The 18,193-nt window shown below is 57.7% G+C and carries 24 protein-coding genes; 6 read left to right on the top strand and 18 right to left on the bottom strand.

What is annotated here, in order from left to right:
• Window positions 1–4: 4 nt before the first annotated feature.
• The 5 genes from ACR0BF_RS16170 to pip all read right to left on the bottom strand — a co-directional run bounded on the left by ACR0BF_RS16170 (window position 5) and on the right by pip (window position 4,816).
• Complete coding sequence (locus ACR0BF_RS16170) at window positions 5–628, bottom strand: RNA-binding protein (protein WP_480474799.1); 624 nt, start codon at window positions 626–628, stop codon at window positions 5–7.
• Between the two features lie 22 nt (window positions 629–650).
• A complete protein-coding gene (nusA, locus tag ACR0BF_RS16165; protein ID WP_480474797.1) occupies window positions 651–2,270 on the bottom strand; it encodes a transcription termination factor NusA in 1,620 nt (539 codons plus the stop codon).
• Window positions 2,270–2,860 carry a ribosome maturation factor RimP gene (gene rimP, locus ACR0BF_RS16160; RefSeq protein WP_480606548.1) on the bottom strand — a complete coding sequence of 197 codons (591 nt, stop codon included), beginning with the start codon at window positions 2,858–2,860 and terminating at the stop codon, window positions 2,270–2,272. The genes nusA and rimP overlap by 1 nt, the downstream gene beginning before the upstream one ends.
• A gap of 160 nt (window positions 2,861–3,020) precedes the next feature.
• Window positions 3,021–3,842: an ABC transporter substrate-binding protein gene (locus ACR0BF_RS16155; protein WP_480555267.1), complete on the bottom strand. Its 822-nt coding sequence runs from the start codon at window positions 3,840–3,842 to the stop codon at window positions 3,021–3,023.
• On the bottom strand, window positions 3,839–4,816 hold the full coding sequence (gene pip / locus ACR0BF_RS16150) for a prolyl aminopeptidase (protein ID WP_480474792.1): 978 nt from the start codon (window positions 4,814–4,816) through the stop codon (window positions 3,839–3,841). The genes ACR0BF_RS16155 and pip overlap by 4 nt, the downstream gene beginning before the upstream one ends.
• Window positions 4,817–4,864: 48 nt before the next feature.
• Here pip and ubiG point away from each other — a divergent pair, with 48 nt between their 5' ends.
• Window positions 4,865–5,611 (top strand): bifunctional 2-polyprenyl-6-hydroxyphenol methylase/3-demethylubiquinol 3-O-methyltransferase UbiG, encoded by a 747-nt coding sequence (gene ubiG, locus ACR0BF_RS16145; RefSeq protein ID WP_480606542.1) that lies wholly within the window; start codon window positions 4,865–4,867, stop codon window positions 5,609–5,611.
• A 3-nt stretch (window positions 5,612–5,614) separates the two neighbouring features.
• Here ubiG and ACR0BF_RS16140 read toward each other — a convergent pair whose 3' ends face one another.
• Genes ACR0BF_RS16140 through ACR0BF_RS16125 form a run of 4 tightly spaced genes read right to left on the bottom strand, consistent with a single transcriptional unit; the run spans window position 5,615 to window position 7,958 of the window.
• On the bottom strand, window positions 5,615–6,055 hold the full coding sequence (locus tag ACR0BF_RS16140; protein ID WP_267363106.1) for a MarR family winged helix-turn-helix transcriptional regulator: 441 nt from the start codon (window positions 6,053–6,055) through the stop codon (window positions 5,615–5,617).
• A 12-nt stretch (window positions 6,056–6,067) separates the two neighbouring features.
• Complete coding sequence (locus ACR0BF_RS16135; protein WP_480474788.1) at window positions 6,068–6,898, bottom strand: carbon-nitrogen hydrolase family protein; 831 nt, start codon at window positions 6,896–6,898, stop codon at window positions 6,068–6,070.
• A complete protein-coding gene (grxC, locus tag ACR0BF_RS16130) occupies window positions 6,898–7,155 on the bottom strand; it encodes a glutaredoxin 3 (protein WP_480474786.1) in 258 nt (85 codons plus the stop codon). Before grxC ends, ACR0BF_RS16135 begins: the two co-directional genes overlap by 1 nt.
• 38 nt (window positions 7,156–7,193) lie before the next feature.
• Entirely contained in the window at window positions 7,194–7,958 is a 765-nt protein-coding gene (locus tag ACR0BF_RS16125) for a double zinc ribbon domain-containing protein (protein ID WP_480625309.1), read from the bottom strand.
• Between ACR0BF_RS16125 and ACR0BF_RS16120 the strand changes: the two genes are divergently transcribed.
• Both ACR0BF_RS16120 and hemH read left to right on the top strand, forming a co-directional pair.
• The gene (locus tag ACR0BF_RS16120) at window positions 7,939–8,769 is read left to right on the top strand and encodes a methyltransferase domain-containing protein (protein ID WP_480488123.1); all 831 of its coding nucleotides are present in this window, start codon (window positions 7,939–7,941) and stop codon (window positions 8,767–8,769) included. The genes ACR0BF_RS16125 and ACR0BF_RS16120 overlap by 20 nt on opposite strands.
• A gap of 57 nt (window positions 8,770–8,826) precedes the next feature.
• Window positions 8,827–9,876, top strand: a complete 1,050-nt coding sequence (gene hemH / locus ACR0BF_RS16115) for a ferrochelatase (RefSeq protein ID WP_480625308.1) — start codon at window positions 8,827–8,829, stop codon at window positions 9,874–9,876.
• Window positions 9,877–10,036: 160 nt separating this feature from the next.
• On the opposite strand, the gene ACR0BF_RS16110 is transcribed toward hemH, so the two are convergent.
• Complete coding sequence (locus ACR0BF_RS16110; protein ID WP_117870963.1) at window positions 10,037–10,219, bottom strand: hypothetical protein; 183 nt, start codon at window positions 10,217–10,219, stop codon at window positions 10,037–10,039.
• Window positions 10,220–10,358: 139 nt separating this feature from the next.
• Window positions 10,359–10,958 (bottom strand): L,D-transpeptidase, encoded by a 600-nt coding sequence (locus ACR0BF_RS16105; protein ID WP_267363097.1) that lies wholly within the window; start codon window positions 10,956–10,958, stop codon window positions 10,359–10,361.
• A 169-nt stretch (window positions 10,959–11,127) separates the two neighbouring features.
• Between ACR0BF_RS16105 and dalA the strand changes: the two genes are divergently transcribed.
• Window positions 11,128–11,643, top strand: coding sequence for a divisome-associated lipoprotein DalA (dalA, locus tag ACR0BF_RS16100; RefSeq protein ID WP_209507204.1), 516 nt, complete (start codon window positions 11,128–11,130; stop codon window positions 11,641–11,643).
• Between the two features lie 52 nt (window positions 11,644–11,695).
• Here the strand turns inward: dalA and ACR0BF_RS16095 are convergent, their stop codons facing one another.
• The 7 genes from ACR0BF_RS16095 to ACR0BF_RS16065 form a co-directional block, all read right to left on the bottom strand.
• Entirely contained in the window at window positions 11,696–12,160 is a 465-nt protein-coding gene (locus ACR0BF_RS16095; protein WP_267363095.1) for a PTS sugar transporter subunit IIA, read from the bottom strand.
• Between the two features lie 57 nt (window positions 12,161–12,217).
• On the bottom strand, window positions 12,218–12,781 hold the full coding sequence (gene hpf, locus ACR0BF_RS16090; protein WP_480474777.1) for a ribosome hibernation-promoting factor, HPF/YfiA family: 564 nt from the start codon (window positions 12,779–12,781) through the stop codon (window positions 12,218–12,220).
• 252 nt (window positions 12,782–13,033) lie between these two features.
• Window positions 13,034–13,792 carry an LPS export ABC transporter ATP-binding protein gene (gene lptB, locus ACR0BF_RS16085; protein ID WP_480474775.1) on the bottom strand — a complete coding sequence of 253 codons (759 nt, stop codon included), beginning with the start codon at window positions 13,790–13,792 and terminating at the stop codon, window positions 13,034–13,036.
• Window positions 13,792–14,283 carry an LptA/OstA family protein gene (locus ACR0BF_RS16080; protein ID WP_480555273.1) on the bottom strand — a complete coding sequence of 164 codons (492 nt, stop codon included), beginning with the start codon at window positions 14,281–14,283 and terminating at the stop codon, window positions 13,792–13,794. Before ACR0BF_RS16080 ends, lptB begins: the two co-directional genes overlap by 1 nt.
• Before the next feature lie 3 nt (window positions 14,284–14,286).
• Window positions 14,287–14,886, bottom strand: a complete 600-nt coding sequence (gene lptC / locus ACR0BF_RS16075) for an LPS export ABC transporter periplasmic protein LptC (protein ID WP_480520011.1) — start codon at window positions 14,884–14,886, stop codon at window positions 14,287–14,289.
• A gap of 11 nt (window positions 14,887–14,897) precedes the next feature.
• The gene (locus ACR0BF_RS16070; RefSeq protein ID WP_480474771.1) at window positions 14,898–15,866 is read right to left on the bottom strand and encodes a KpsF/GutQ family sugar-phosphate isomerase; all 969 of its coding nucleotides are present in this window, start codon (window positions 15,864–15,866) and stop codon (window positions 14,898–14,900) included.
• Complete coding sequence (locus tag ACR0BF_RS16065; RefSeq protein WP_480474769.1) at window positions 15,863–16,477, bottom strand: ribonuclease D; 615 nt, start codon at window positions 16,475–16,477, stop codon at window positions 15,863–15,865. Before ACR0BF_RS16065 ends, ACR0BF_RS16070 begins: the two co-directional genes overlap by 4 nt.
• 133 nt (window positions 16,478–16,610) lie before the next feature.
• Here ACR0BF_RS16065 and ACR0BF_RS16060 point away from each other — a divergent pair, with 133 nt between their 5' ends.
• Both ACR0BF_RS16060 and ACR0BF_RS16055 read left to right on the top strand, forming a co-directional pair.
• The gene (locus ACR0BF_RS16060; RefSeq protein WP_480474768.1) at window positions 16,611–16,868 is read left to right on the top strand and encodes a metal-sensing transcriptional repressor; all 258 of its coding nucleotides are present in this window, start codon (window positions 16,611–16,613) and stop codon (window positions 16,866–16,868) included.
• A gap of 3 nt (window positions 16,869–16,871) precedes the next feature.
• A complete protein-coding gene (locus ACR0BF_RS16055; RefSeq protein WP_480625307.1) occupies window positions 16,872–18,191 on the top strand; it encodes an MFS transporter in 1,320 nt (439 codons plus the stop codon).
• Window positions 18,192–18,193: the final 2 nt, after the last annotated feature.

The raw sequence follows: 18,193 nt of genomic DNA, 5'->3' as shown, positions 1-18,193 counted from the left end.
CTTCTTACCCTTCCGCGCGGCCCTTGCCGCCGTCATCCGTTTCGCGCAAGCCACGCAGGCGCTGCGCTTCCTCTACAACACGTTTGGCGAGTCCGCCAGAGGCCAAGGCCGCATGAATCACCGTTTGGCGCCCAAATGCTTGCCCTAATTCGTCTGCCGTCAGCCAACCGATGTATTTTCCTAAGTGCGGCGTACTGAGCTTCGACTTGCCGCGCCCCGATCCATCAGTGGCCTGAATCAGCACCTGAGCCTCTTCCCGGTCCAGCCACGACTTGACCTTTTCATACCCGGCAACCGCGTCGCCGGACTTGCGCGCCAGACTGAGCAACTCAATCACACGGCGCGCGATCTGTTTTTCAACCTCTGCCGTCAGGTCCTGAGGCACGGTCACCTGTGCCTTGAACCCCCGCGCAAACAGTTTCTTGCCAATGGCCTTGTCCAGCGCGGCACGATCCGCCGCCACATAAACGCCCCGCCCCGGCAACTTTGCCGCGACATCCGGAAAGACCTGACCGTCCGGCCCCGTCACAAAGCGGATCAAGCCATATTTAGGCTGAACCTCGCCTGTGGCGATGCACTTGCGTTCGGGTCCGTCAGACCGATCCTTATGGACGCCACCGCGACCCATACGCGCCACCCGAGACCTGAGATCAGGCCTCGACCTCCTCGTCTGCTGCGTCGCCGTCGATGTCTTCTTCCGCCTGCTCCAGCTCGGCCGGATCAACCCAACCCAACAGGATACGCGCAGTCATGACCATGTCCTGTGCTTCTTCGAGCGTGACGCCAAAGGGCTCCAGCACGCCATCATCCTTGACGCGTTCACCGTCAACTGTGGTCCAGCCACCGGCCAGTTCCCAGTCTGCACAGGTTGCGAAGTCTTCCAGCGTCTTCACATCGTCCTTGGCCAGAGCCTCTACCATCTGGGGTGTCAGGCCTTCGAATTCAATGAGGCTGTCCTCGGCACCCAGTGCGCGCGCGGCATCCAGAGCGGCTTTGGCCTGGGCTTCAAGGAATTCACGCGCCCGAGTCTGAAGTTCCTGCGCGGTACCTTCGTCGACGCCATCAATGACCAGAAGTTCGTCAATCTCGACATAGGCAACTTCTTCGAGATTGGTGAAGCCTTCGGACACCAGCAGCTGCGCAAAGAATTCGTCCAGATCCAGACTGTCCATGAACAGCTTGGTACGAGATTCGAATTCCTTCTGACGGCGTGCTGATTCTTCAGCTTCGGTCATGATGTCGATGTCCAGGCCGGTCAGTTGGCTTGCCAGACGCACGTTCTGACCGCGACGACCGATTGCAAGAGACAGTTGCTCTTCAGGAACCACAACCTCGATCTTGCCTGCTTCTTCGTCCAGAACAACCTTCGAAACCTCGGCAGGTTGCAACGCGTTAACCAGGAAGGTCGGTTGGTCTTCGTTCCACGGGATGATGTCAATCTTCTCACCCTGCAGTTCGTTCACAACGGCCTGTACGCGGCTGCCGCGCATACCAACGCAAGCGCCAACGGGATCAATCGAGCCGTCATAGGAAATTACGGCGATCTTGGCGCGTGAACCTGGGTCACGGGCCACGGCCTTGACCTCGATGATACCGTCATAGATTTCCGGTACTTCCATCTTGAACAGCTCGGCCATGAATTCCGGAGCGGTACGCGACAGGAAGATCTGGTGGCCACGCACTTCGCGGCGGACTTCCTTGATATACGCGCGCACACGATCATTCGGGCGATAGCTTTCGCGCCCAATCTTGTCGTTGCGGCGCAGAACGGCCTCGGCACCGCCCAGATCGACGATAACATTGCCGAATTCTTCGCGCTTGACGGCACCGTTGATGATGGTGCCCGCACGATCCTTGAATTCTTCATACTGACGATCACGCTCGGCTTCGCGGACCTTTTGCAGGATCACTTGCTTGGCGGACTGCGCCGCGATCCGACCCATTTCGACCGGCGGCACTTCTTCAACAAAAACGTCACCGACCTGCGGGTCTTCCATGTACTGTTTGGCCTGTTCGACGGTGAATTCGGCCTGATAGTTCTCAAGCTCGTCATCCTCGACCACGGTGCGCACACGGGTGAATGTCGCCTTGCCGGTCTTGCGGTCGATCGACACGCGAATGTCCATCTCGGCGCCGTAGCGGCTCTTGGCAGCGCGGGCGAGCGATTCCTCCATCGCTTCGACAACCAGACCGGGGTCGATCATCTTTTCGCGGGCCACGGCCTCGGCAGTCTGCAGCAGCTCCAGCTGGTTGGCTGAGGTAATTGCCATCAGTTCGTCTCCTCTTCGGACCCTTCGGTCTCAATCTCGTCGAAAGCTTTTTCGTTCAGGGCGCCCATATCTTTGCGCTGGCGCAGCATTTCTTTGATCAGATCATCGGTCAGGACCAGCTTGGCATCACTCAGCCAGTCGAATTGCAGGCCGATTGTGATCGTCTCGGACCCTTCGGGAATATTGATCAGAACCTCTTCCCCTTCGATCCCGGCCAGTTCCCCTTTGAACCGGCGGCGGCCATCGATCAGTTCAGAGGTTTCGATCTTGGCCTCATACCCCTCAAAAGTCTCAAAATCCTTGAGGCGCGTCAGGGGGCGGTCGATACCGGGGCTGGACACCTCAAGCGTATAGGCGTCGAGGATCGGGTCCTCCACATCCAGGGTGGCGCTGACCGCATTCGAAATCTCGGCGCAGTCATCCACTTCGATGCCGCCTTCGGGTTTGTCAGCCATGATTTGCAGCGTGGTCTGCTTGCCACTCATCAGCCGGACACGGACCAGCTCATACCCCAGGTCTTCGATCACCGGGGTGATGATCTCGGCAAGTCGCCGGTCGATGGCAGCTTTGGCTATCAGGTCGTTTGTCATCAGGTTCTCTACCCTGTCAATCGGGCACAAAAAAACGGGCGCGCGGCCCGTCGAATATTCCGGTGGAGCCTTGGACCGGAAGTCCAACGCGCCGCTGTTGAAACTGCATATACGCAGGATGATCCGAGTCTGCAACCCCCGACAGAAGTATCACCCGGAATTACACGATCCACCACCGTTCAGCGATACGACCGTCGTCCAGAACCGTGCGTCCGGCAATCTGCCGCGGCAATCCCACCGTCCCAGAAACGGCCAGTGCCATATCGGTCTCGGAAGGATGGAAGCGAAGACCGCGCGTACTGCGGATCTCGGACGGATCTGGGAAAGCCGCAATATCGACGTAGCCATCGCGCAATGCCTCGGCGCGGACACGGGCATCGGGAATAACGATCACTTCGAATGCATCGACCCAACCGGCCTGACCGTCCTTGTAATGTCCCGAAACACGGCGACCCAGGAAATGTCGCCCGTCTTCGGCGCGCTCGACACGGTAGCAACCCGTACCGTTGGCCCTGTGTAGCGGCGTGACGCCTTCGCCATTGCGGGCAATGACAAAACGACTTTCCGCCAAAAGGAATGGAAGGCCCGGATTTGCCTCGGCCAGTTCCAGCCGCAAACGGTTGGCGGTCAATGCCTCGGTATACCCGACTTCGGCCAATACGGTCGCAACGTCTGAGATGTCCAAAGGCGCGCCGTCGTGGAACACCGCATCATTGCGCAGATCAAAGCTCCAGACCCTCGCATCGGCGTCGGTTTGCCAGCCCGTCGCAAGCTCGCCCCGCAAAGTGCCATCCGGGGCGATCTCGGTCAGCGTGTCGAAAACAGCACCGCGCGCCACCTGCTCAAGACTGTCGTCGCGCGGCACGGCCAATCGCAGCGTTCCGCCTTTCTCGGGTCTGTCCGCCAGAGACGCGCCTGTCGCGGCAAGCAGCGCGGCGGCGGCACCCGAAGCAAACAAGGCACGGCGGTCGATGCGTGTCATGCCAAACCCTCCGCCACGCGATCCATGATCCGGATCAGTTCTGCGCTGATCCCGGGTTCAGAAAGCGCATGACCGGCCTGACGTACCATCTTGATCTCGGCATTCGGCCAGCGTTCGCTTAGCGACCAGGCGGCCTGCGGCGGGCAAATCATGTCGTATCGCCCCTGCACGATGTGACCCGGGATATGAGCGATCCGGTCCATTTGATCTAGGATCTGCCCATCCTTTTCCAGAAACACCTTATTGTAGAAATAGTGATTCTCGAGCCGCGCAAATGTACGGGCGTATTCGCCGGGACTTTCGCCCACTGATCCGTTCGTATGGATCGATGCCAGCGCATTTTCCCAGTGCGACCATGCCCGCGCATACAGGGTCTCGGTCGCGCGGTCCCCCGAGAACAGGCGTTTGTTATAGGCGGTGATGGTGTCCTTCAGCTCGGCCTCGGGCAAAAGCGCGGTGAATTTCTGCCACTGCTCCGGCCAGAAACGCCCCACTCCGCCGCCATAAAACCAGTCAAGTTCAGCCTGAGTTGCCAGAAACACGCCCCGCAGCACCAAACGGCTGACCCTGTCGGGATGCGACTGCGCGTAGATCAAGGCAAGGGTCGCGCCCCAGCTGCCGCCAAAAGCTATCCATTCATCAATCTCGAGCAGGTCGCGCAACCGTTCAATGTCGGCCACCAAATGCCATGTCGTGTTGTTTTCAACCGAAGCCGTGGGGCGAGACCGGCCACACCCACGCTGATCAAATAGAATCACCCGGTAGACACGCGGATCAAAGTAGCGGCGCATTGCAGGGCTGCAACCGCCACCCGGACCGCCATGCAGGATCAGCACCGGTATGCCTTCGGGATTACCGCATTGTTCCACATAGATACGGTGCCCGTCGCCCATATCGACCATACGCTGGTCGAACGGGTCGATCGGCGGGTACAGATATTGAACTGCGCGCTTTTGGTCCGGGTACTTGTCCATTATGGCCCTATATAGTCCTTAAGCGTAAAAGAGCATACGGAGACAGGAATGCAAGCGCATCCGAACACGGTGGATCCATCCGAGATCGCAAAATTCGAAGCGATGGCGGCGGAATGGTGGGATCCTCATGGGAAATTCAAACCCTTGCACATGCTGAATCCTTGCCGTTTGGATTATATCACACAGCAGATCGCCGGTGAATTCGACCGCGATCTGAAAGCGCGGAAACCGTTCGAAGGTCTGCGCCTGTTGGATATCGGTTGTGGCGGTGGTCTGCTGAGCGAACCGATGGCGCGTCTGGGGGCCGAGGTCGTCGGGGCCGATGCCGCCGGAGGCAACCTGCCTGTTGCGCGTATCCATGCCGAGCAGTCCGGTTTGCAGATCGACTATCGCCACACCACAGCCGAAGACATGGCCGCCGCGGGTGAGCAGTTCGACGTGGTCCTGAACATGGAAGTGGTGGAGCATGTGGCCGACCCGGAGGGTTTCCTGACCGCCTCGCAGCAGTTGCTCAGGCCCGGCGGGCTGCTGATTTGCTCAACCATCAACCGCAACCCGAAATCTTATGCGATGGCTATTTTCGGGGCCGAGGTGGTAATGCGCTGGCTGCCGCGCGGCACGCATGAGTGGAACAAGTTCATCACCCCTGACGAGTTGTTCGACCTGCTGCGCCAAGCCGGGGTCGAGCCGGTGGACCGCAAGGGATTCGTGTTCAACCCGATCCTGTGGAGCTGGTCGATTTCGGACCGGGATTTGAGCGTGAATTACGTAACGGCAAGTGTGAAACCGGGTTGAAGGTTATTCCCCTTCCAGCTGCTTTCTCAGATCGCGCAGCACCGGCAGTGTCGAACGAACACGGTCGTCCCCCAACTCTCCGACCACGCGGTTGATCAACGGGGCAATCGAGGAAATCGCCTGATCCCGCGCGCGTTTACCGGCGGGGCTGATCGCCACCATCTTGCGGCGGGCATCGTCCCAATCGGGTCGGATGTGGATGTATCCGGCCCATTCCAGCTTGGCCAAGGTGTTGGTCATCGCGCCGCGGGTGACGTGGAACGTGTTGGCCAGCTGCGCCGGGCTGCGCTCATCCGCGACAAAAGCCAGGTGGTTCAGAACCGAGAAATGCGAGATTTCCATGCCCTTGGGCAGCACGCGACTAAGCCGGTTCCGCAATAGCTGGTCGGCGGTCAGGATCTCGCTGAACAGCGTGACCGCAAGGGCATTGGTGTCGTCTGTCATTGTTCCGTTCTGTCAGGGTCCGTCGAAGGATCGGCGGTGGTGCAGTGAAGGGACACGTCGGCGTGCCTCAGTTACAGAACTATCATCCAAATCGAAAATGTGAATGCCTGGATCGGTCCCTGCGTCGATCAGCACCTTTCCCCACGGGTCGACGACCATGCTGTGACCGTGAGTATAACGTGTTTTGCTACCGGTTTTCGGGTGTTCCCCTGTCTGGGCCGGGGCCAGCACCCAACACCCGGTTTCGATTGCGCGTGCGCGCAGCAAGGCTTCCCAATGCGCGGCGCCCGTGACCGGTGAGAACGCAGCCGGGACGGTCAGAATGCGCGCGCCCGCCTGCGCCAGCGCCGCGTGCAAGTATGGAAAGCGGATATCGTAACAGATCGTCAGACCAACCTTGCCGAAATCCGTTTCAGCGATGACCGCTTTTTCACCAGGGCGGTAGTTTTTTGATTCGCGGAACGTCTCGGTCTCGGTGACCTGCACATCGAACATATGGATCTTGTCATACCGCGCCACGATCTGACCTTGCGGTCCGATCATAAAGCAGCGGTTGGCAAAACGACCGTCATTGTCATGAGTCTTGAGCCCCAACGAGCCGATCAGAAGCCATACACCCAGATCAGCAGCCTGTTCGCGCAGGCCCGCCAAGGTGATGTCATCTTCTTCATGTTGTAAAACCGCGTGCTGCCGTGTGGTGCTGGTCGAAACGCAATTCGTAACCTCTGGCGTCAGAACAAAGCGGGCACCCTGTTCTGCCGCTTCAGCCATCAGGCCTCGTACCATCCCGAGGTTTTCAGCCGGATCGTCCGACGAGGTGATTTGCAGCAGCGCGGTTTTCATCAGGCCGCAAGCAGACGGTCAAGCTTGCCCTGACGCTCCAACTCGTACAAATCATCGCAACCGCCGACATGCGTGGTGCCGATGAAAATCTGCGGGACCGTGCGTTTGCCTCCGGCACGTTGAATCATTTCAGGTTTGCGTTTGGGGTGCATCAGCACGTCGATTTCCTTGAACTCAACACCTTTCTGCTTCAGAAGGCGTTTGGCTGCATGACAATACCCGCACAGTGGCGATGTATAGATCTCTACCGACTTCATTTTCCGTTCCCTTCGGATTTCGCGCAATCTTGGGCGAATTAGGCATTCTTAGCAACGCGCGCCAGAGCCAACACAAAAATATGATTTGCCCCCGCCGCCTGACAGACCCGAGTGCATGCGGCCAGTGTTGCCCCGGACGTCATCACGTCGTCTACCAGCAAGACGTTCCGGCCAGTTAGATGGCGGGCATTTCGGGGCTGAAGGCATATCGCGTCTTCCAAGATCTGTGCCCGCTCGGCTGCTGTTTTGCCGTCCAGCACCGGCGTCTTTTTTTTGCGAATCAACAAATCGGGCACGCATTCCAATCCTGTCTCACGCCCCAGGTTCCGCGCCAAGAGAGCTGACTGGTTGTATCGCCTTTTGAGCAAGCGCGACCAATGCAGAGGAACCGGAGCAATCACCATACCCGCTCGCAGCAATGGGCGCCCTGCCTGCGCCATCCACTGCGCGGCAGGGCGGGCCAGTTCGGGCCGATCACCATGTTTCAACGCCAGGATCAGTGACCGCGCCTTGCCGTCATACAAAAGCGCGGCGCGGCCTGCCCTCCAGGGGCGCGCGGTCTTCAGGCAATCGTCGCACTCAGTCCGAAACCCGTCCTGCGCCCCAATCAGGGGCATACCGCAGCTTTCGCAGACCGTGCCGCCGATAAATGGCGTTTCGCGCCAGCATGGGCCACACAGGCCGAAATCGGACTCGGTCAGGTCGCCACACCCCATGCAACGTGGTGGATAAATAAGCGCAAGTGCGGTTTGAATCCTTTGCGCGATACGATACTTGCCAGCTATGAAACTGCCCGAACCCACTGCACCCTCACTTTTTGACCGTGCCGCTATTCTGCGTCATCGCAGCCGCGTGCAGGATGACGCTCTTTTTCTGCACCGCGCCGCGATGGACGAGGTTCAGGATCGGCTCTCCATGGTTAACAAAACCTTTACGGCGGCAGCGATCGTGACCGCATACCCGCAGCTTTGGACGGACGCGTTTCCCGAAGCCTCGATCATTGCGGATGACGACGTGCTGGCACTGCAACCCGGCGTACATGACCTTGTGATCCACGCCATGACACTGCACTGCGCAAACGATCCGGTGGGCCAGTTGATCCAATGCCACCGCGCGCTGAAACCCGACGGGTTGTTGCTGGTTGTTTGTCTGGGCGGCGAAACGCTGCACGAATTGCGCGCGGCGTTGGGTCAGGCCGAGATTGACGTTACCGGTGGCCTCAGCCCCCGCATCGCCCCGATGGCCGGGTTGCGAGACATGGGCGGTTTGTTGCAGCGGGCAGGTCTGGCCTTGCCAGTCGCAGACTCGGTGCCGCTCACGGCTGAGTACCGTGACATCTGGCACCTGATGCACGATCTGCGGCATATGGGTGAGGCCAATGCGTTATCCGGGCGACTGAAACACCCGACCAAACGCGCAGTATTTGAGGCCGCGCAAAACATCTACGCGTCTCATTTCACCACAGAGTCGGGACGTCTGGCAGCCACGTTCGAACTGATCTGCCTGACCGGATGGTCCCCCCACGACAGTCAACCCAAACCACTGCGTCCTGGGTCGGCGCAAGCACGTTTGGCTGACGCCTTGCGCACGGACGAGGGCAAACTGCCCGATTGACGCGCGACCAAATCCCCTTATTTCAGGCCCTAACGCAAGAAATTCAGGAAGCCTCATATGTTTGATGCCACGCGACCCGCTCACGCTCCTACGGATCACCCCAAGATCAGGATGGGGCGCGTCGGCATATTGCTGGCCAATCTGGGCACGCCGGACGACTACACATATTGGCCGATGCGCCGATATCTGAATGAGTTTTTGTCGGACCAGCGTGTCATCGATTATCCAAAGTGGAAATGGCAACCGATTCTACAGGCGATCATCCTGACCAAGCGACCTTTCAGTTCCGGCGAGGCTTACAAATCGATCTGGAACCAGGAAAAAGGCGAAAGCCCGTTGATGACCATCACCAAGGACCAGACCGCCAAGCTAAGCCAGACGATGCACGCACGATACGGTGATCAGGTCATGGTCGATTTCTGTATGCGTTACGGCAACCCGTCGACCAAATCCAAAGTGCGCGAGATGGTAGAGGCAGGGTGCGATCGCATCTTGTTCTTTCCGCTTTACCCTCAATACGCTGGCGCAACGACGGCCACCGCCAACGACCAGTTCTTTCGCGCGCTGATGGACGAAGCCTGGCAGCCCGCCACGCGAACCGTTCCGGCCTATTTCGATGAACCTATTTATATCGATGCGCTGGCACAGTCAGTTGAACGTGCATACGAGGCTATGGAAACAAAACCCGACATTCTGGTCTGCTCATATCATGGGATGCCCGAGCGGTATTTGCAGCAGGGCGATCCCTATCACTGTCAGTGTGCTAAAACGACGAGGCTGTTAAAGGAGCGACTGGGCTGGACGGATGATCAATTGGTATCGACCTTCCAGTCGCGCTTTGGCCCCGAAGAATGGTTGAAACCTTACACTGTGGAACACGTGGCCGACCTGGCGAAGCTAGGCAAAAAGAACATTGCTGTTATTGCCCCGGCGTTTTCTGCGGACTGCATCGAAACGCTGGAAGAGATTAACGAAGAAATCAAAGAGAGCTTCGAAGAAGCAGGCGGCGAAACGTTTACCTATATTCCATGCCTTAACGATGACGGCGCCCATATCGCGGCACTTGGAAAAGTGATCGAAGACAATCTGTGCGGGTGGCTGGAGTAAAGCGTTTACAGAACGCAACCCGCATTTCCTATGAGAACGTTAGGCACGGCTTGATACTGGCCTGTCAGTATCCCCCGGCGCGCAACAGGCTTGAAGACCTGTTGGAATTAAAAAAGGCGGTGGATTGCTCCACCGCCTTTTTCATGAATTCCGTGTCGGATTAGCTTGCAGCAACAGCAGCAGCAACAACGACCAGCAGGATCAGCGGCAGCAGAATGCCCTGCGACGAACCCTGAGTTTCTTCAACAACAACTGGTGCTTCAACAACCGGCTCTTCCAGGTTGCCAGCATATGCAGTCGAAGCTGCTGCAGTCAGAGCTGCGGCGAGAACGAGTTTCTTCATATTAACCTCCAGAATTTGCACGGCTCCAATATCCAGAGCCGCACATCTAAGACTTACCTCGTAGTTTTTTCTAATCAGCATTAGAGCGGGAATGCAATTGCAACTTGACCTGTAAGCGGCTTCGCACATGAAAATGTCGTCATATTAGCAACACTTGCGTGCCAACCTTTGCCATCGAAAACAGCTCGGCGATGTCTTCGTTGAAAAGGCCGATACATCCATTCGACGATCTGCGACCAATTTTACGCGTATCATGGGTGCCGTGAATGCGATAATACTTCCAGCTCAGGTATAAAGCGTGCGTTCCCAATGGGTTATCAGGACCCGGAGGAATATAGTCCGGCCATTCCGGATTTCTCTTCTTCATCGACGGCGTCGGAGACCAGCTTGGGCCTTCGACCTTGCGGATCACACTGGTGCGCCCGCGCCGGGTGAGTTCTTCGGTCAGCGGAACCGACGACGGGTACAATTTATAGACTGTTTGGTCATCCGACCAGTAATGCAGCGCTCTTGAGACGGTGTCGACCAATATGGCGCCATTTCTGGTGTTCGAGAAATACGGTTGCCAATCCAATGCCCGGAACCCGGATACGTTGCGGCGAACCGCCGGTTCGGTTTCGGGTGCAGGGCGCAGCGGGTCGCCCGGGATATATTGCGCCAGTGCCGGTGTAGCCAGAGTGGCGGTAGCCCCTGCCAGAAACCCCCTGCGGGTGGGCGAATGAATGCGCTTCTTGACCATGACGACGGGTCCTGTGTTTAGGTGAGGTCTGAAATCAGAGGCATTCTATTGCCAGAATGCTTCAGTCGCAAACCAAACCGGCAGAATCACGCAAGTTGTGGCCATTGCGCGTTTGCTCAGAACAAGCAGGCGCGCTATGCCCTGTTGAGATACAATAATCAGGTCGAACATGACGCGCATCGTTTCTTTACTGTTGATTTGCTTTGTCGCACTTGCGGCATGTACCAACACTGGCTCAACCACCCTGGGATCTGATGGTCGCCCATTGCCGACCGTATATAAGATCCGCGGCAATCCGGAAAAGCTGCAGTTCCGCATGCTTGATTCGGTCAATGCCTTGCGTCAGGCCCAGGGATTGCAGCCCGTACAGCTGAACGCGCAGCTGAACGCAGCGGCGGCGACTCATTCGAAGGATATGTCGCGGCAGAACCGGCCCTGGCACTTTGGTTCAGACGGTTCATCACCGATCGACCGGGCAGCGCGTGTTGGCTATTTCGGCACGTTTCTGGGGGAAGCCATTTCCGAAACTTACGAGACCGAGACTGAAACGCTTGCCGCCTGGATGCAGGAACCCGGACCGAGGGCTGTCATAATGGACGCCAAGGCCACCCAAATGGGATTCGCCTGGCATCAGGAAGGCGGTGGTAAAATCTGGTGGACGCTGGAAATGGGAACCGGCGGCTGATCCGGCCAAACGGAAAGAAAAAAGCCCCCGGTTTTCGGGGGCTTTTTGTTAATCAGGCGGCTTGCATAGACTGCGCCTCAGTCAGGATCGCATAGAGCTTTACCGGATCAGGGTTCGCCCGGAGCTTGGTGCAAACCGAAGTATCCCGCAATGTGCGAGACACCAGTGCCAGAGCTTTGAGGTGATCAACGCCCGCCTCTTCCGGTGCAAACAACGCGAAGGCAATGTCCACAGGCTGGCGATCAACCGAACCGAAATCGATCGGCTTCTCAAGCATGACAAAAACACCTGAAACCGAATCAAGATCGGGCAGGCGCGCATGTGGCAACGCCACACCATGGCCGACACCGGTCGGTCCAAGGCTTTCCCGCTCCAGCAGGAAATCAACCGCTTCCTGAGGATCGATACCCAGCGTCGCCGCGGCGACGTCACCGATTTCCTGAAACAGCCGCTTCTTGCTGGAAGCCGCGGACAAAACACGCACCGCTTCGGGCTTCAGTATGCTCGAAAGCTCCATGATCACGCTCCATGGCACGCACCCGCATCAGCGGGCGCGGCCCCGTATCCTTGCCTGTTACGGATCAATCCAGCCGATATTACCGTCATCGCGACGATAAACGACATTCAATCCGTCCTTGTTTTCATTTCTGAACACCAGTACTGGCGCACCGGCAAGTTCCATTTGCATAACGGCCTCTCCGACGCTCAAAGATGGGATTTTTGTTTCCATCTCGGCCACAATCATTGGCTGAAGCGATTCGGGTTCATCGGCCGACTCCGATTCGTTAGAAGCGAGGATATAAGAGGACGCCCCAAAGAGTTCAACCGGTTCGACCCGATCCTTGTGGTGGTCCTTCAGGCGACGCTTGTAACGACGCAACTGTTTTTCCATTTTATCACAGCATGCCTCAAATGCCGCGTAGATCTCGGTTGCATGGGCTTTGGCCTGAGCCGTCAGGCCAGTGGACAGGTGCACTGTTGTCTCGCATACATATTCATGCGCCGAACGGGAAAAGACGACGTTTGCATCCGTAGGCCGCTGCGCATATTTGCCCACGACCTCATTCAGTTCGGTCTGCACGTGTGTCTGCAACGCCGCACCGATGTCGATCTGTTTTCCGCTGATTTGGTAACGCATGTGATCTCCTTCACAATTCACACCCATTCTGACGCCGCGAAACGCGACGAGCTTGTTTTTATCGGGTGGGGGGTCGAGACATTTTCCGCGGTTGCCTTGTTTCCAGCCCTTCGAAGAAGGGACATCGAGATCCAGACTGGAGCCGGGTAAATGCCATAAGCCAATTGAGGCAAGAGACGAGGGAAGAGTCAATCAAAACAGATGTGTATATACGCGATTTCCGCCATGCAATTGGCACAACTCCGCGCAAGATTATGAAATGCGGAAATTCTCGCCCAGATAGACGCGGCGCACATTCTCGTTTTCGACAACCTCATCAGGTGTGCCGGACATCAAAACCTGACCGTCATGCAGGATATAGGCCCGGTCGACAATTTCCAGCGTTTCCCTGACGTTGTGATCGGTGATCAGCACACCAATACCGCGTTTTTTCAGATCCGCGACCAGATGGCGAATATCCCCGACACTGATCGGGTCAACGCCTGCAAACGGTTCATCCAGCAGCAGGTATTTGGGGTCTGCGGCCAAACAGCGCGCGATCTCGACCCGGCGGCGCTCGCCGCCTGACAACGCCAATGCCGGGGCCCGGCGCAAGTGTTCGATCGAGAAGTCCGACAGCAGCTCTTCCAAACGCTCTTTGCGCTTATGCGCATGAGAGACCGTGATATCCAGAACGGCAGCAATGTTGTCCTCGACGCTCATGCCGCGAAAGATCGACATCTCCTGCGGTAGATAGCCGATCCCCATCCGCGCCCGCCGGTACATCGGCAAAGTAGTCACATTCTGGCCGTCTATCGTGACTTTTCCCGCCTCGGGGAATACAAGTCCCGCAACTGAATAAAACGTTGTGGTCTTACCTGACCCGTTCGGCCCCAGCAGCGCTACCACTTCGGACCGGCCCAACGTCATCGAGACATCGCGGATCACCGTCTTTTTTTTGTAGGACTTCCGCAGTTTTTCGATGCGCAGCCCGGAACTGCCCTCGGTCAGTTTCAGGTCGGGACGCGCCATCAGTTGTTTCCCTGCTGCAAGATCGTTTTGACCCGCCCGGTCATGGTCGCAGTGCCCGTAGTCAGGTTGGCGTTCATCTGATCGCCACTGATGATGCTGGGGCCCTGTGTCAGCAGGACATTGCCCTTCATGACAATCTCACCCGAACCGATCTTGTATTCAGCCCAGTCGCCTTCCGCTGCATCCGGCGGGCTGACCAGAACCACATTCTCGGTCGCTTCCATTCGCTCGATCGCCGAGCGTTCCTGATTGTAGATAACCAGCACGCGTTCGGCTGTCAGGCGCATTTCACCCTGCACGACGATAACGTTCCCGATGAACTCGGCCGATCCGTCCTCTTGATTGACGTTCAGGGTTTCCGATGTCACCTCGACCGGCAGGCTCGGATCGGCATTCGCGGACCCAAAAGCCACCTGCGCCTCCTGCGCGATCACGGGCGCGGCGCCCGCGATCAACGCGAGGCACAAAGGAACAAATCGAAAATCGAACACAAGTTATCTTTCTGCTTTTTCAGGCTCGTATACCAGCTTCACACCATCTGTAAAAACAATATGGACTGGCCCGTCCGTTTTTTCAGTGCCAAAGGTCATACGCCCCGCAGAAAAGTTACCGATCGGACCGGTTCCGTTCACCTGCCCCGGCGTGTCGCCCCGGACTTCATCCAACGAGGTATTGAGCAGATCCGTCGTAACCTTGAGACCATCCGCCGTGGTGATGACCACGTCACCAACAAAGGTTGCTGTTCCACTATCCGGACGGATCTGGCCGGAATTCGAATCCAGGGAAATTGTGCCGCCATTGAGCAGCCCAAAGCGGCCGCGAAACTCGGACGCGGTCGGAACCGACGCCTCGGTGCCCTGCCTGGCTTGCACAGCCTCGATATGCACGGTCTCTCCCTTGCGGGTCGTTCCGCGGTAATCCGGCCGCGTTACCACCTGTTGTTCCAGTCTCTCATCAATGTCTTTCTGCGCGAAGGGCACGGATACGTTTGTTTCGATGCTGCGGGACAGCAAGAATACCGTGGACAACATCACAATAGCCGCGAGCGGCAACAGCACCTTAAGGAACTGCACCATGCGGGAATATCTGTCCACTTCAGCCTCCCTCAGCCCAGACCGACACGCAGGCAGTCGTGGATATGAAGCAGCCCCAAAGCCTGACCTGATGTAGCCTCGTCAACCACGAAGAGCGAGGTGATCTTACGGTCATTCATGATCGCGACCGCTTCTTCCGCCAACGCACCCGGGGATATGGTTGTGGGGTTGGGGGTCATTACCTGCTCGGTCGTTTTGTTCAGCAACCCATCCATGTGGCGCCGCAAGTCACCGTCTGTAATGATCCCGGCCAACTGACCCTGCGGGTCCGTTACACCAGCAACACCAAACCCCTTCTGGCTGATTTCGATCAGCGCATCGCTCATCGGAGTATGCGCCGCAACCAGAGGCAGGGCCTCTCCGACATGCATCAAATCCTGTACCGTACTCAATTGCGCACCCAGTTTGCCGCCGGGATGGAAGGCGCGGAAATCCTCGGGTCGGAAATCGCGGTATTTCATAAGGGCAATCGCCAATGCATCGCCCATGGCAAGGGTCAGCGTCGTGGAAATCGACGGCACCATACCATAGCCACAAGCCTCGCCCATCGACGGGATCAGAAGATGTACGTCGGCCTGTTTCATCAATGTGCTGTCAGGTTTGCTGGACAATCCGATCAGCGGAATGCCAAAGCGGCGCGTAAAGGCCAGCAGATTAGCAAGTTCCGGTGCCTCTCCCGAATTCGAGATCGCGAGAACCACATCACCTTTGGAGACCATGCCCAAATCCCCATGGCTGGCCTCTGCCGGATGCACGAAATAGGCAGGCGTTCCGGTGCTGGCCAGCGTGGCCGCAATCTTGTGACCTATGTGGCCTGACTTGCCGATACCGCTGATGATGATGCGCCCGGTGGCCTGAAGGATCAGTTGCACCGCTTCGGCAAAATGCTTGTCCAAACTGTCGGCAAGGACGTCCAGCGCGCGGGCTTCGTCTATGACCACCTGACGGGCGGTTCTCAGGAATGCTTCGGTATCGGTCATGAGTGCGCAAAGATATCCGTTTCGGGCCAACCGGCAAGGTCCAGTTTCGCACGCATCGGCAGGAAGTCAAAACAGGCCTGCGCCATTTCAGTCCGGTCCTCGCGAACCAGACGAATGTTTAGCGCATCGCGCAGCTGATGCAGATAGAGTACGTCTGACGCAGCATAATCCAATTGAGCGTCTGTAAGTGAGACTGCGCCCCAGTCGCTCATCTGTTGCTGTTTGGAAATATCGACACCGATGAGTTCCTGACACAGGTTCTTGAGCCCGTGCCGGTCGGTATAGGTCCGCACCAGGCGGCTGGCGATCTTGGTGCAATAGACCGGCGCGGCCAGAGCACCAAAGGTATGGTACAGGGCGGCGATGTCGAAGCGCCCGAAATGGAACAGCTTCAGTACGTCAGGGTTTTCCAGCATGGCACATAGGTTCGGCGCCTCTGTCTGGCCTTTTTCCACCTGCACGATATGGCTGTTGCCGTCTCCACCCGACATCTGAATCACACACAAGCGGTCACGATGTGGGTTCAGACCCATGGTTTCACAGTCAATGGCCACAACGGGGCCCAGATCCAACCCGTCCGGCAGGTCGTTTTTGTACAAATGGTTCGCCACCCGATTATTCCTTTGTGCGATATCGCCTCCGAGATAGGCGGTTTGGTCCATAAACTCAACGCCGTCCAAAAGTCACGGGCAGATCCCCGCAACAGGATTGACAATATCCTCATGGGGGGGATAGGGATACATCATGACAAATTTACCCCGCGAGTCGCATCCGCATATCACGGCAAGGCTGAAACGGGCCCACGGGCATCTGGCAAAGGTCATTGCCATGCTTGAAGGTCAGGCCCCCTGTTCAGACATCGCCCAACAGCTGTTTGCCGTTGAAAAAGCGGTCACCAACGCCAAGCGCGCCTTGATCCATGATCACATCGACCATTGCCTGTCTTCTGATGGCGATAGCGGCGGGATCGAGGATTTCAAAGCCATCACGAAATACCTCTGAGCCATGCTGAGCATTCTAAAAAACCGGACCTACCGCCACCTGTTTGCCGCCCAAATCGTCGCCCTGACCGGAACCGGGCTGGCCACAGTCGCGCTAGGGCTGCTGGCCTTTGATCTGGCCGGAGATGCTGCCGGCCTTGTGCTGGGCACCGCGCTGACAATCAAGATGGTGGCCTATGTCACCGTGGCCCCCCTGGCCGCCGCTTTTGCCGAACGGCTGGACCGTCGGAAAATGCTGGTTTTTCTGGACCTGATCCGCGCCGCAGTCGCCGTATGCCTGCCTTTCGTGACCGAGGTCTGGCAAATCTATGTGCTGATCTTCGTGCTCCAATCCGCCTCGGCCGGGTTCACGCCCGCCTTTCAGGCGACGATTCCGGACGTCTTACCAGATGAAAACGAGTATACCCGCGCTTTGTCTCTATCACGTCTGGCCTACGACATGGAAAGCCTGCTGAGCCCGATGTTTGCCGCGGCACTTCTGTTGCTGGTCAGCTTCAACAGCCTGTTCTGGGGCACAGCGCTGGGGTTTGTTGCCTCGGCATTTCTGGTGGTCTCGGTCGCCCTGCCCTCGCCCAAGCCCAGCAAACCACGCGGAATCTATGACCGCACGACACGCGGAATTCGCATCTACCTGAAAACGCCCCGGCTGCGTGGGTTGCTTGCGCTCAACTGGAGCGCGGCAGCGCTGAGTTCGATGGTGATCGTCAACACAGTGGTCATCGTGCGGGCCACGCTTGGCCTGTCCGAAAGCGCCGTGGCCATTGCACTGGCCGGATTTGGGGGCGGGTCGATGCTGGCGGCGTTCACTCTGCCCCGCCTGCTGGATCGGATCGAGGATCGCAAGGTTATGCTGTCCGGAGCCATTCTTGCGTCAGGCGCTATGACCGTCGCCTCGGTTCTGACCGCGACGATCCCGCTTACGCTGGGTGTCCTTGCCGTTTTTTGGGCCTTTACCGGCTTTGGGTATTCCACAACCCTTACGCCTTCGGGCCGTTTGTTGACTCGTTCGGCCCATCCTGAAGACCGCCCAGCTGTCTTTGCCGCACAGTTTACTCTGTCACACGGTTGCTGGTTGGTGCTTTATCCGCTGGCTGGGTGGATAATGACCGTCTATGGACCGACTGTCGCGCTCGGCAGTATGTCTATTCTGTCCATGACGGGTGTGATTGTAGCAGTCAGTCTTTGGCCGCGTGACGATCAGGAACCGGTTGTTCACAATCACCCCGATCTGCCGACCGATCATCCGCATCTGGCCGGGGTAGGCCCGCACGCGCACCCGATCATTATCGATGATCTGCACCCACGCATGCCGCGTGAGCCTTGAGA

Source organism: Ruegeria sp. AG7, from assembly GCF_056541545.1.
The sequence above is the reverse complement of the archived record's forward strand: the minus strand, read 5'-3'. Positions and strand labels throughout refer to the sequence as shown.